Raw genomic sequence first — 12,550 nt, 5'->3', positions numbered from 1 at the left:
GTTGAACAACATACCATCAACAAAAGCTCATTCCTTAGAGTCAGCTCTCGGTTTTCATCCACTCTTTGAAACGTTTCAAGTGTGGCTGGTTAGGGTCGTTTTTGACTCGAGTCTTGCTCAGCATGTAAGTTTCTCTGAAGGCTTCAAACCACAATTGAAGGCATTCCGCAGCTTTCGGCTCACCAGCTTGTTTTAAAACTAATGTCGCGACTTCGGCGGTTGAAAGATGCTGCTCATTCTCGGAGCGGCGCATGATGTATTCAGACAGAGATTCCGGCTCAATGGAAAGCACAGGCAAAGATTTAAGAAAATCAGAACGACGGAATATCTTTCGCGCCTCACGCCAGCTACCATCAATAAAGATCAGCAACCATTTTTTGTTCTCGACATCTTCTTTTACCAATCGCCCTGGCTCTAGATCTTCAATTAAACGAGAGGGATCATCCACATAGTCTGCAGGAAATACAATCACCGGTTGGTAACTGTCATCCTGTAGTAGCGCTAGCATCTCTTCAGACGGTTCTGTTCGGTTCCATTGATACACGTAAGTCTCTTGAATCGTATCAGCGATTAGACGACCGGTATTACTTGGCTTAAACACTTCGTTTTCAGAAACAATCAACATACATGCAATATTGGCCTTGATGTTTGGCTGAAGGTCGCACAAACAGTGTTGCTCAGAAACCTGGCAATATTGGCAACGAACCACTTTACATCCACGCGCGTTGAAAGGCTTGGTTGAGATAGATTGTCGGTACTGATATAAACGGTGGAAAGCGTGAATTCTCATGGTAAGTAATGCCAAGTAAAAAGTAGAGCGCGATTCTACTGATATTATGGTTTCGCCTCAAGATAAGCCCATCAGCAGTGTGTTGAAATAATTTCACTCTTATCTCGGTCATAGATAAAGAAATAAATAAGGGAATGACAGTGACAGAAACGACATTTCAAGAACCCTCATGGCTCAGATTAGGCTTTTTCCTTGGCGTATTATTGCTTTGTGCCATTTGGGAGAACAAATTGCCTAGAAAAACACTGACCGCTTCGCGCAGGTTTCGCTGGGTCAATAACTTGTCATTGGTTGCTTTTAACAGCCTAGTTATTGCTTTAATCATGCCTATCGCCGCCTTTCAAGCTGCGGTCATAGCTCAGGAGCAACAATGGGGGCTGCTGAATATTCTGTCCCTCCCCGCTTGGTTAAATATTTTTCTAACCGTCATTTTGCTTGATTTCGTCATTTACGCTCAGCATGTTGTCTTTCATCATGTAAAACCGCTGTGGAAGATTCACCGAATGCATCACGCCGATCTCGACATAGACGTCACCACAGGCGCACGCTTTCATCCCTTCGAAATAATCATTTCAATGGGAGTAAAAATTGCAGCCGTGTTTATCTTAGGTGTTTCACCTATCGGAATTGTGGTATTTGAAATTGTGCTTAATGCGAGCGCGATGTTTAATCACAGTAATGCAAAACTGGCTTTATCTATGGACCAAAAACTGCGAAACGTCATCGTTACACCAGACATGCATCGCGTGCACCATTCAGTGATAGTAAAAGAGACCCACTCAAACTTTGGTTTTTTCCTTTCAGTTTGGGACCGCTTTTTTGGGACATACCGAGCTCAGCCTAAGTTGGGTCATGAAGATGTTGTTATTGGTGTGCCGGAAATTAGAGACGAAGAAGAGCAAAGATTAGATAAGCTGTTAACGCAGCCCTTTCGCTACAATAAAGAGAAGAAGTAATGGTTGAAAAAATATTGTTGGATGAAGTATGTCAACAAAACGAATAGACCAAGCCTAAACCCCTGTTAAACACTACTTCATCCTCATGATGTGTAAGAACAGATTAGTTTTCTGCTAGCTGACGCTTTTTGTTTAACTGAGTAATACCAACAAATAAACCAACAACACCAAGCACTGCACATGCCAAAGCATTGGTGTTCATTACTTGCTGTGCCTCTATTGAGCTGTATAGAAAAGCAAGGCTGAAGAAAGTGGTGGCAAAGCTCAAACCTGTCAGTACGCTGAAACCAGCAAAACTGGCCAAGTCTTTAAAATCGTTCATAACGAGTCCCTGTTTACAATCCTTAATCGAGTGTTGTGAAAATAATAATTAACGAAATATTTTGCGCGATTGACTATGTTTTCGCGCATTCCATAACCAGATAGATACCCCAAATGAGAACCCTAAAAACAGTGTCTTCATTTGTAGGGCGACGTTGTTATCTAATATTTCTAATGTATAGTGAGCGTGGGAACTAAAGATAACATTGGTTATAAGAATCAATAACATAACGACTAGGCCAGAGCGGCGATGCTTGACCAATAGATACGCTGCTAATAAGTCCAATAGTCCCAAAGCGCTCCAATACATATTCAACCAGCGTGGCGCAAAATCGTAAGGTAAAAAGCCACCAACAATGTTGTCATAAAGATGAACCACTCCGCCAACTGTCATAAAAAGGCATAAGAGAAACACGACGAATTTATCCATTACCGTTTCCTTATCTGAATGAATGAGCAAAGCATATAGAAGTCACTTAAACATTTGTAATCTCATCGCCATTTTTGAGATCGACAGTGCCATTATCAACACGATGAGAACAGTAACGGCTACTCTACCTTCTTTATTTGCTTCTAGTAGAAGCATAGTGTTTGCTTTGGCGTTTCGCCCAAATCCGCCAATGCAATGACAGAATCCTCCTTTAAATCACGCCTTGGTCTATCAGTTTTCGAACTTTTTCCAGTCCGTGCTGAAAAACAGTATGCGCCTGTGAGGAAATATCGCTCCCTATATCGTGCCAAAAAAACGCAAAATCATGTCCGCCATCGTCTTGTGTATGAAACAGCCATGAATTAGCGAGGCCAGCACACTCACACAAAACAAAATGCCATACTTGATTTTGAAAGCCACTGTCCCATGAGCATAAATATCGTGCGGAACGAACATGTGTGATACCAGACTCCTCAGCGAGCTCCCGCTTGGCCGCTATGATGTAACTTTCATCAAACACTTCAACAGTGCCCTTGACGAGCTGAACACCCGCCAACGGATGTTTAAAAAGTAGGATCTCTTGATTTTGATTACGTAGAACGACGGGGCAAACTTTATCGATCACAAAACCACTCCTTCTTATGGCTTTAGCTTTCTCTGGATATAAAAAAATCGCATGAAGCTGCATGATTCATTCCTTTGAATTCTGGCGACATTCTAGTCAACGAGTCCCTCGAACAAAGCATTAACATCACGTTGTGATAACTAAACCCTTTAGAAATGAACGAGATGAGATGTAACTCACTTTTGCGATGCAAATAGGAGCCATTAAATGAGTAGCCGTAACAAAAAAGCAGAACCGAGGTTCTGCTTTTAGTCGGTGGAAACATCTCATTTACTTGGTCTGATGAAGCTCATACTTGTGCAGCATTGCTTGCTGGTGCCCAGCAATTTCCGCCACTTGCTCAGAACTCTCAACCATAGACTCAAGCTGCAGCTTTGTGCGTTCGCCAAGATCAGAAATATGTGTGATGGATTGAGATACATCTGCCGTCGCTCGTTCTTGTTCTTCTGTAGCAACTGAGATTTGCTCAACACGTTCTTGAATGTGCTTAACCGCGAGGTTGATATCAGAGAATGTCGATTTCACTTCATTGCTGGACTGTAGCGCGTGGGTCATTTCTTCTCTTGAATCATTAACTGCTTGGCGCGAACGCTCTGCGGCAGTAATAAGCTCGCTCATCATTTCTCGGATGTTCGTAGTTTGTTGAGAGGTATCACTTGCAAGTTTGCGAACTTCATCAGCGACAACCGCAAATCCACGCCCTTGCTCACCAGCACGGGCAGCCTCTATTGCTGCGTTGAGAGCAAGTAAGTTGGTGTTGTCCGCGATCCCACTGATCATATCGACCATTTCACGAATCTGTTTTACACGCTGGTCTAGCTCTAACATTGACTGTTCATTTACATCCAAAGAGCTTTCTAATGACTCCAAACGTTCGCGGTTTTGTTCCACGACTTGAACCCCTTTTTCAGTGTGCTGGGTTGCAAGGAGCGAGTCCTGTGAAGATGCATTTGTCACCATTGCTATTTCACGAATAGAGGCTTCAAGCTGCGTTATGGTCGTGATCATACTAGACAACGCTTCATTTTGTGTTGCCAACCCATCACTTGTTTGTTCGGCTGCACTGTGACTTACTTCTGCCGTCTGATAAAGCGTTTCACAATTGCGCGTCACCGTTTGAATGGAGTCGTGTGTGGAATCGATTACTTGATTCAACTTTCGTGCTACTTCTTTCAGCTCATAAGGGCCGACTTCTTCTGCCTTGTCACGAAAATCATGTTCGGTAAGTGCTGAAAGACGCGTTAGTACATTCCTTAACCCTCGGTTTGTCCATGACTTGAGACTAAACCAAGTAACCAGAATAATAAAAGAAATCACACACGCCGCAAACACGAGCACAACGCTCACCGATTCAATGGTCTCGTTGACCACCCGCTCTTTTTCATCGATCAACTGACCAGCGGTTTGGGAGATTTGATCAAGTAACCGCATGGTTTCATCCGCAAGCATCGAAGCCTGTTTAAACTCTGAACGTTGCAATTCCCCTTGTTCTAGTTTGGCGAGGATCAAACGCAGCACGCCCTTTTCACTAAAGCCTTGTTTCACCATCTCATATGGTGCGGTTAAGCTTGCATATTCACTTACTTCAGGATGAAAAGATTGGAAGTCTTCATAGGCGAGTTTAATACCTGCTATGCGATTTCGCATTTCTCGGTATTCTTTTTCGGCTTTGTTTAATTCTGAGTGCATCATCATGACTAAGAACGTACTTTCCATTGAGCTTGCAGAAGCAATGAAACGGTTAGCGGCATCGCTCGACTCAGGATTATCAGCACTAAGGAACGAACTGATTCGATTCATTTCCGGGCCGATAGAGCTAAGCCCATAGCGAAAACCACCAACAGCGGCATCAATATCCATTTGAATTTGTATCACCGAAGATTGCTTCAACAAAATGGACTGCGTGATGTTATGTAAACGCGCTAGTTTGGTGTCTAACTCCTCCGAGAGTTGCTGAGCTACACCAGACGCTTTCACAACCAAAGTTGTGCTTTGAGTTGCAAGAGAGTCGATTTGCTCTTTTATGAGAGGCAACTCTTTCGGCTCAGTAATCTGCATACCATGGTTGAGTAGCTTAACCATCTCCAATACATTCCTGGTTAACTTTGCGTTTGCCATCGCGATTGGTAATGCTTTTTGCGACAAGTCTTCAAATTGTTCCCCTACCTGTTCCATTCCTTTGAAACTTGAGACAGAAAGGGCTATAACAAGAACAATGATAGTTAAAAATGTTGCACTGACAGCCTGAATCAGTGAAAGTGATGTGCGTGAGCGTTTTCGCTTTGCCATAATCAATTTTTATTCTTTCTTAAGGTTGAATCGGTTCTGCAGTGATTCCGTCACATTTGTGAGACAAAACCGTGATTTGCAGCCCATACTATGGATTGGTTATGACACTAATATTTCAGTTGTGAGTCATAGAGATGACAGGTGGTGATTTGCGTCGAGTATATTTTCCTTTGATAATCAGTGTGCTACTAAGCGCCTGCTCTTCTGGGCCTGAGCCTAGTGAGCAAGCACAGGTGACAACACCTACAAATCAGCTATTGTCGGACAACCCTGACTTGTTCGACTTTTACTCAGAGTGGCACGGCACGCCTTATCGCTTAGGCGGGACACAGAAATCTGGAATTGATTGCTCAGCATTTGTACAAAAAGCGTTTGTTGAGGCTTATCAGCTCTCGTTACCAAGGACAACGAAGCAGCAATCAAAGCAAGGTGTGGAGTTAAGTTGGACGGATGCCAAGCAAGGGGATCTAGTGTTTTTTAAAACAAGACGTACAACTTATCATGTCGGAATTTACTTGGGTAACAAGCAGTTCATGCATGCATCGACGTCTAGAGGTGTGATTATTTCAAGAATCGACAACCCATACTGGGCATCTAAGTTTTGGCAAATAAGAAGAGTTACAATGTAACTCTTCTTACTCTTAACCGGACATTGCTGTAAGTTAAAACAATATCAGTCGTAAGTCGCAACAGCATTATCGAACAGATTTTTGACCAGAGCGATGTATTCATCAAGGAACGTGATCTGTTCATTGGTCGCTTTTTTATGCCATACCCCAGCCAATATCTCACCAAGATCTTCAACAACTGCATCAGCCTCTTTCAACAATTTGAAACGTACGCTCGAGTGAAGTTCTGGATTTTGCTCAAAAATCGCCATGATGTTTGAAGCCACCATATCGGTGACAACATCTTCGATGCTTTCGGATCCAGTGTCGCCAATTTCGGTCGTAAAAATATCTAGATTTAGAGACAAGTGCTCGATAAGAGCGAGATATCCATCGGTTTCTAAAACCACTGTTTTTCTCCGTTTATTGCAAGCCTTCGAAGCTGAAAGCAGAATAGTTTCAATAGTAAGACATGCCGAGAAAATTTCATTAACTTATTTCATATTAACAAACATTCACGAACCAACTGGATGATTTTCAAACAATTGAGCTTTGCTTCACTGAATTCGGATACAGGGTTTCTTCAAACCTTTTTATATTTCAGCCATTTTCATGCAAACAGGTTTGGTTACGACCATTTTCTTTTGCACGATACAGCGCAGCATCGGCACTCTTTAACCATTGAGTGTGAGTTTCAAAATAAGGCTTATACTCGCAAACACCAATACTTATCGTGTAATTAATCAAAAAATCTTCCACTTTCACGATCTCTTGCTCAATTCTTTTGCGCAAACGCTCTGCGAAATAGCAAGCTTGCTCCTGGTTTGTGTGAGGAAGTAGTACGGTAAACTCTTCACCACCAAAACGACCGCAGATGTCACTGCTTCTTGCTGTTTTTCTCAACAAGGCAGAGGTTCGACGAATGACTTCGTCCCCTGTCGGGTGACCATAAGTATCATTCACCTTCTTAAAGTGGTCGATATCGAATATTACTAATGAGCATGGTCCGTCGATAACTTTTAAGTGAGCAAACTCATCTTTCAATGATTGCTCCCAATAAGCGCGATTAAATAAACCTGTTAAACCATCTTTGCGACTGATTTCCGACAAATGTTGATTTGTTTCTTTCAAATGAATGCGATTTCTCGCAGTTTCAGAAACATCATTGACTTGAATCGCTATGTGGCTGACCTCTCCTGAGAGCCCAATTAACGGCGTGATCACGATATCTTGATACATAAAATCACTGCTGTTTGAAACCGGAGAAAAATTGTTGAACTTAAAAAGATACGGTCGGTTTTCCCAGCTAGAAAAAGAACGAGTTTCCAGATCGGCGGCAGCTTTTATCTTGGTTTCTAGCCAAGTTCTTGGCAGCTCTTCAAAATGCTCAAATAAACATTCACCAAGAATTTCTTGTGATAGAATGCCACTGTATGACTGCATAAAACTGTTCCACACACACACTTTATACTCTTGATCCAAAACAATAAGCCCTGAATCCATCGTATCGAGAATTTGTGTGACCCAATGAAAGTCTGCTATGTCCAGCGTGATATCGGACATTAGATTAGCTCCATGATTTCATAGATTATTTCTACGGATGGCTTATCAATTAAAAACAGTACCTCGCACTCGAAATCGAGCGCTTCTGCCATGTAGGTGTATTCGATAGTAAAGAGCTCACCCAACTCGCCTTGCTCTTCACAATAAGGTGTTAAGGTATCCACAATGCCTGGCTGACGAAGTGAGAACTGCTTGTCGAGTTGATCGCCCAATGATGTGAGAAATGACGAAACCAGTAGGTTAGAGATATTCAAGATGATTTCATTATGAGGCGTAAACTCAAGGAGGTAACCTAATTTTTCCCCAATCTGATTGATATCCCTACCACGTAAGCACACCAGTGCCTCTCCGTGAATACCACCACCGACAAACCTCTGCGCTACCGCAACGGAACTGTCACGCCCAACCACATCAACCAGTGTCATATGAAGCTCGCCGTAGGACAACGGTCCAACATGAGGAACAGGAAGTTGTATGAACTCATGTAAATGGTCGGCCATAATCGCAGCCCCTTTACCAAGGGCAATGTTCGCAATTTCACGGAATTTGGCTAGTAAGGAAAGCTCTTCGCAACCCTGGTTTTTAGAATCAACCGAATGACTAGGTTTGAACGCATAATGCAGCCCTAATTGTTCGTATAGTGGGAGCACCTGCTCTTCTGTCAGAGGCTTAGCGATAAAAGCTTGAGCACCAAGATCGAGACAGCGCTGTTTTGCCTCTTGTTGAACATCTCCAGAAATAATGACGATTTTGGTCGGGTACTGACTAACAGGTAATGATTCGAGGACCTCAAAACCATCCATTATGGGCATCGTTAAATCGAGAAACAAAATATCGATATTTTGCTCAGCAAGAATATTAAGCGCCTCATAACCATCTTGCGCTTCAATAAGATGCAATGATGTATCTTGTACGATAGAACGCGCAATAAGCTTTCTTGCAACAGCTGAGTCATCACATATCAGTATTTTCATGCCACCAATGGAACTAACGTCAAAAAAATCATAATACCTGTTGTAAACGTTCATCTCCATATGCTAAGCCAACAAATCAGAGGCTTATAAGCGATTTGATTCACATTTATACAAATTGACTACACTAAGAGGAAGGTTTCTTTACTAAGTATGCTCAACATAGCGCCAACTCCCTGCTATTTATCCTAAACTATTGGTGGTCAAATAGATTCGCGAGGTTTTGTATGTGGCAAGCAATATCGCAACAGCTTTCTGATACTTTATTGTTCGATTACCAGATCACGGAAAAAGTAAGGCTGTCTGGTGGGGATATCAGTGAAAGCTACATGATCAATGATGGCGAGCAACGTTATTTTGTGAAAATTAACGATCGCGAGTTTTTGTCGAAATTTGAGGTAGAAGCTGAAAGCCTGCATCTTTTGCGTGAAACATCCACCCTATTTGTACCTGAGGTGGTATTGGTTGGTAAAACCAAAAATGCCTCATTCTTAATTCTTAACTACCTTCCAACGAAACCATTAGAAGATGGTCCCAACAGCTTTAAATTTGGGCAGCAATTAGCTCACCTACACCAGTGGGGCGAGCAAAAAGAGTTTGGTTTTGATACCGACAACTATCTCGGTTCGACTCTACAGCCCAACAAATGGCACAAGAAATGGTGTGTATTCTTTGCTGAGCAACGCATAGGATGGCAATTACAGCTCCTTAAAGAAAAAGGCGTCACCTTGGTTGATATCGATGACTTTATCGATGTCGTAAAACAGCGGCTAGCAAACCATGCTCCGGAACCTTCTTTGTTGCATGGCGATTTATGGAATGGAAATGCGGCACTCACTGCATTCGGTCCTATCTGTTACGATCCTGCGTGCTATTGGGGGGACAGGGAGTGTGATATTGCGATGACGGAGCTTTTTGGTGGATTTCAACCAGAATTTTATCAAGGCTACGAATCGGTTATGCCACTTTCTTCAAGCTATGAAGAGCGTAAAGATATCTATAACCTTTACCATGTTCTCAACCATTGTAATTTGTTTGGCGGCCATTACTTGGAACAGGCTCAACTGGTTATTAATAAAATCATTTCTTATTAATTTGGAAGCCACTGCATATTTCAAGATGTAAAATCTCGAGGCACATCACTACAGAAGATCACCCTAAGCTCAAGGTTGAGTTTGGGGTCAAGTTTTGTACTTATTTCGACTCAATTAGCAACAACTCGACCTAATATCAAAGGAGACTTAACTTTGGATTGTGCCTATTTTCCTTGTAGGCAAAGTAAGTAAAGGGCTGTGCTTCCTTGATGAATAGTGTGTTTAAAAGCCCTGCGAGATTAGGAGTTGTTGTATGAAAAATTATACCGAAAGGTATGTAAAGTGCCCGCATTGCGGACACTCTATCGGCATTACATTGGATGCAAGCAATGGTGACCAAGAGTTTTATGATGATTGCCCAGCTTGTTGCCACGCTATCCACCTAAATATGCGAGTGGATGAGTTACAAGATAAGGTCGAACTATTTATCGATGACAATTACGAATAGCAGCTCGAGCATGTGAACATCAGAAATATAAAAACGCTTAAATGAAAAAGGAGCACTAGGCTCCTTTTTCTCATTCTAAAGCTGTTTTGCTGCAAGAACGCGCTCAACAGTATCAACAATTGCTTGAGTCTGAGGATCAAACTCAATATTAACACGCTCCCCTACTTGTCTCACTCCGAAAAGAGTTCGCTGCAAGGTTTCTGGAATTAGATGTACTGAAAAACGACACGCTTCAACTTCACCAATAGTTAGCGAGCAACCATCTAAACCGATGTAACCTTTCGCTAATACATATTTCATTGATTCTTGCGGCAGTTGGAACCAAATCGTGCGGTTATTGGGCGTATTGATGATATCGACAATATCTGCCGTCAAACTAATATGACCAGACATGCTATGCCCGCCTATTTCGTCACCAAACTTAGCCGCGCGCTCAATGTTTACGCTATCCCCTTCCACCAGCTGACCTAAATTAGTAAGAGCCAATGTCGCTTGCATTAAATCAAAACTGATAAGGTTGCCTTCGATCTTAGTCACAGTTAGACAACATCCGTTGTGTGCAACGGATGCACCAATTTCTAACCCTTTACAAAGTTCATCGCTTAACTCGACAACGTGCGTTTGAAAGCGTTCTTTTTTATCAATTTTAACGACCTTCGCCGTACCCTGAACTATTCCTGTAAACATTTCTTTTTACCTATTGATTTAATACCAACTGTAGTCGAAGACTAAGCCCTAAACACTGCGCTACAGGTCGGAAATAAAGACCGCAGACGATAAAGCAACGGCTTAATGAACACTGGTTTGTTCTCATGCATGCTTCAACATTACCATGATTCGCTGCTGTTCTCAGTAAAAGCGTATCCTTAGCGTGGAGAGCGTCCAGTCACTGTTATCGACTATTCACTACCTAGCTATGGAATATAAACATACAATTGTTTATCATTTGCGCGGAGTTTCTCCGAGGCATTTTTTCACCTTATCGTGACTAAAATCAACCATCAGATCCGTTCACCACATCTTTTGCCCTCGAGTACTCTCATTCTTTCAACTTATTGTTCCGCTCTGGAGTATTTTTCGTGCATCGCTATAAAGAAGAAGCATCAAGTCTTATCAAATTGGCGACCCCGGTATTGATCGCATCTGTCGCTCAAACTGGTATGGGGTTTGTTGATACCGTAATGGCTGGCGGCGTTAGCGCCACCGACATGGCTGCGGTTTCTGTCGCTTCAAGTATTTGGCTACCATCCATTTTGTTTGGGGTGGGTTTATTAATGGCATTGGTCCCTGTTGTCGCACAGTTAAATGGCTCTGGTCGTCGAGTGAAAATACCGTTTGAAATTCAGCAAGGCGTCGTTTTGGCATTGCTGATCAGTGTGCCGATAATTGCAGTCCTGCTTCAAACCCAGTTTATTCTCGGGCTGATGGATGTTGAAGCACTGATGGCTGAAAAAACAGTGGGATACATTCATGCCGTTATATTAGCAGTACCCGCTTTTTTACTTTTCCAAACGCTTAGAAGCTTTACGGATGGTATGTCATTGACGAAACCGGCAATGGTTATTGGCTTTATCGGTTTGCTGCTCAACATTCCTCTAAACTGGATTTTCGTGTACGGCAAGTTTGGTGCACCTGAATTAGGCGGTGTTGGCTGTGGTGTAGCAACCACGATTGTTTACTGGGTCATGTTTGCCATGCTATTGCTGTATGTGATGACATCAGAGCGATTGAAAAGCATCAACCTATTTGGAGAATGGCATCGCCCACAATGGAAAGCGCAAGTTCGTCTATTCAAGCTCGGCTTTCCTGTTGCAGCAGCGCTGTTTTTTGAAGTGACATTGTTTGCTGTTGTTGCACTGCTCGTTTCACCACTGGGTCCTATCATTGTGGCAGCGCATCAAGTCGCGATTAACTTCTCCTCGTTGGTATTTATGCTACCAATGAGTATTGGTGCAGCAGTAAGCATTCGTGTCGGCCATCGACTTGGTGAAGAAAACGTAGATGGCGCGCGCGTAGCGTCACGAGTCGGCATTATGGTTGGTCTAGCATTGTCCGTTCTCACAGCGATTTTAACCGTCTTGTCTCGTGAGTGGATCGCCGAGCTTTATACTAGCAACCCAGAGGTAATCACTCTAGCGATGCACCTGCTCGTGTTTGCCGCTGTTTATCAATGTACGGATGCGGTTCAAGTGATCGCAGCTGGTGCATTACGCGGCTATAAAGACATGCGAGCCATCTTCAACCGTACTTTTATTGCTTATTGGATTCTTGGGCTGCCAATTGGTTACGTCCTTGGCCGTACAGACTGGATTGTCGAGCCAATGGGAGCACAAGGCTTCTGGCTTGGTTTTATCATCGGCCTATCTTCTGCGGCCTTTATGTTAGGCGTCAGAATGCGTTGGATGCATCGCCAAGAGCCAGAAGTGCAATTGAACTTTTCAGTTCAATAAAAAGT

General features: G+C 42.8%; 14 protein-coding genes. 5 read left to right on the top strand and 9 right to left on the bottom strand.

All coding sequences use genetic code 11. From position 1 onward, the window contains the following. Window positions 1-40 precede the first annotated feature (40 nt). Window positions 41-790: a tRNA-uridine aminocarboxypropyltransferase gene (locus R7M72_RS12095; protein ID WP_021033873.1), complete on the bottom strand. Its 750-nt coding sequence runs from the start codon at window positions 788-790 to the stop codon at window positions 41-43. Window positions 791-930: 140 nt separating this feature from the next. Here R7M72_RS12095 and R7M72_RS12090 point away from each other — a divergent pair, with 140 nt between their 5' ends. After that, on the top strand, window positions 931-1,746 hold the full coding sequence (locus R7M72_RS12090) for a sterol desaturase family protein (RefSeq protein WP_031777247.1): 816 nt from the start codon (window positions 931-933) through the stop codon (window positions 1,744-1,746). 103 nt (window positions 1,747-1,849) lie between these two features. Here R7M72_RS12090 and R7M72_RS12085 read toward each other — a convergent pair whose 3' ends face one another. The 4 genes from R7M72_RS12085 to R7M72_RS12070 form a co-directional block, all read right to left on the bottom strand. After that, window positions 1,850-2,068, bottom strand: a complete 219-nt coding sequence (locus tag R7M72_RS12085; protein ID WP_005389537.1) for a hypothetical protein — start codon at window positions 2,066-2,068, stop codon at window positions 1,850-1,852. Between the two features lie 48 nt (window positions 2,069-2,116). Further along, complete coding sequence (locus tag R7M72_RS12080) at window positions 2,117-2,497, bottom strand: hypothetical protein (RefSeq protein WP_033905266.1); 381 nt, start codon at window positions 2,495-2,497, stop codon at window positions 2,117-2,119. 211 nt (window positions 2,498-2,708) lie between these two features. Further along, the gene (locus R7M72_RS12075) at window positions 2,709-3,122 is read right to left on the bottom strand and encodes an NUDIX hydrolase (RefSeq protein WP_033905265.1); all 414 of its coding nucleotides are present in this window, start codon (window positions 3,120-3,122) and stop codon (window positions 2,709-2,711) included. Window positions 3,123-3,392: 270 nt separating this feature from the next. Then, a complete protein-coding gene (locus R7M72_RS12070) occupies window positions 3,393-5,411 on the bottom strand; it encodes a methyl-accepting chemotaxis protein (protein ID WP_213971251.1) in 2,019 nt (672 codons plus the stop codon). A gap of 134 nt (window positions 5,412-5,545) precedes the next feature. Between R7M72_RS12070 and R7M72_RS12065 the strand changes: the two genes are divergently transcribed. Beyond that, window positions 5,546-6,040 carry an NlpC/P60 family protein gene (locus tag R7M72_RS12065; RefSeq protein ID WP_171342971.1) on the top strand — a complete coding sequence of 165 codons (495 nt, stop codon included), beginning with the start codon at window positions 5,546-5,548 and terminating at the stop codon, window positions 6,038-6,040. 44 nt (window positions 6,041-6,084) lie between these two features. Here the strand turns inward: R7M72_RS12065 and R7M72_RS12060 are convergent, their stop codons facing one another. The 3 genes from R7M72_RS12060 to R7M72_RS12050 all read right to left on the bottom strand — a co-directional run bounded on the left by R7M72_RS12060 (window position 6,085) and on the right by R7M72_RS12050 (window position 8,556). Next, the gene (locus tag R7M72_RS12060; RefSeq protein WP_005377620.1) at window positions 6,085-6,429 is read right to left on the bottom strand and encodes a DUF3802 family protein; all 345 of its coding nucleotides are present in this window, start codon (window positions 6,427-6,429) and stop codon (window positions 6,085-6,087) included. A 190-nt stretch (window positions 6,430-6,619) separates the two neighbouring features. Continuing rightward, window positions 6,620-7,582, bottom strand: coding sequence for a GGDEF domain-containing protein (locus R7M72_RS12055; protein WP_005377621.1), 963 nt, complete (start codon window positions 7,580-7,582; stop codon window positions 6,620-6,622). Further along, the gene (locus R7M72_RS12050; protein ID WP_021033872.1) at window positions 7,582-8,556 is read right to left on the bottom strand and encodes a response regulator; all 975 of its coding nucleotides are present in this window, start codon (window positions 8,554-8,556) and stop codon (window positions 7,582-7,584) included. Before R7M72_RS12050 ends, R7M72_RS12055 begins: the two co-directional genes overlap by 1 nt. Window positions 8,557-8,780: 224 nt before the next feature. Here R7M72_RS12050 and R7M72_RS12045 point away from each other — a divergent pair, with 224 nt between their 5' ends. After that, window positions 8,781-9,647, top strand: a complete 867-nt coding sequence (locus tag R7M72_RS12045) for a fructosamine kinase family protein (RefSeq protein WP_005377623.1) — start codon at window positions 8,781-8,783, stop codon at window positions 9,645-9,647. Between the two features lie 253 nt (window positions 9,648-9,900). Beyond that, a complete protein-coding gene (locus R7M72_RS12040) occupies window positions 9,901-10,095 on the top strand; it encodes a CPXCG motif-containing cysteine-rich protein (protein ID WP_017634925.1) in 195 nt (64 codons plus the stop codon). 75 nt (window positions 10,096-10,170) lie between these two features. Here the strand turns inward: R7M72_RS12040 and R7M72_RS12035 are convergent, their stop codons facing one another. Continuing rightward, window positions 10,171-10,782 carry a riboflavin synthase gene (locus R7M72_RS12035; RefSeq protein WP_065274526.1) on the bottom strand — a complete coding sequence of 204 codons (612 nt, stop codon included), beginning with the start codon at window positions 10,780-10,782 and terminating at the stop codon, window positions 10,171-10,173. A 392-nt stretch (window positions 10,783-11,174) separates the two neighbouring features. Between R7M72_RS12035 and R7M72_RS12030 the strand changes: the two genes are divergently transcribed. Next, a complete protein-coding gene (locus R7M72_RS12030; protein ID WP_005377626.1) occupies window positions 11,175-12,545 on the top strand; it encodes an MATE family efflux transporter in 1,371 nt (456 codons plus the stop codon). The last annotated feature ends 5 nt before the right edge of the window (window positions 12,546-12,550 follow it).

This window comes from Vibrio sp. YT-18, assembly GCF_033337345.1.
Taxonomy (GTDB): Bacteria; Pseudomonadota; Gammaproteobacteria; order Enterobacterales; family Vibrionaceae; genus Vibrio; species Vibrio alginolyticus.
This window is presented reverse-complemented; position numbering and strand designations above follow the sequence as displayed.

Bases quoted from the DNA above. Each gene is read 5' to 3' on its own strand.
- R7M72_RS12095 (WP_021033873.1), bottom strand. From the start codon at position 790: ATGAGAATTCACGCTTTCCACCGTTTATATCAGTACCGACAATCTATC.
- R7M72_RS12085 (WP_005389537.1), bottom strand. From the start codon at position 2,068: ATGAACGATTTTAAAGACTTGGCCAGTTTTGCTGGTTTCAGCGTACTG.
- R7M72_RS12080 (WP_033905266.1), bottom strand. From the start codon at position 2,497: ATGGATAAATTCGTCGTGTTTCTCTTATGCCTTTTTATGACAGTTGGC.
- R7M72_RS12070 (WP_213971251.1), bottom strand. From the start codon at position 5,411: ATGGCAAAGCGAAAACGCTCACGCACATCACTTTCACTGATTCAGGCT.
- R7M72_RS12065 (WP_171342971.1), top strand. From the start codon at position 5,546: ATGACAGGTGGTGATTTGCGTCGAGTATATTTTCCTTTGATAATCAGT.
- R7M72_RS12055 (WP_005377621.1), bottom strand. From the start codon at position 7,582: ATGTCCGATATCACGCTGGACATAGCAGACTTTCATTGGGTCACACAA.
- R7M72_RS12050 (WP_021033872.1), bottom strand. From the start codon at position 8,556: ATGAAAATACTGATATGTGATGACTCAGCTGTTGCAAGAAAGCTTATT.
- R7M72_RS12045 (WP_005377623.1), top strand. From the start codon at position 8,781: ATGTGGCAAGCAATATCGCAACAGCTTTCTGATACTTTATTGTTCGAT.
- R7M72_RS12040 (WP_017634925.1), top strand. From the start codon at position 9,901: ATGAAAAATTATACCGAAAGGTATGTAAAGTGCCCGCATTGCGGACAC.
- R7M72_RS12035 (WP_065274526.1), bottom strand. From the start codon at position 10,782: ATGTTTACAGGAATAGTTCAGGGTACGGCGAAGGTCGTTAAAATTGAT.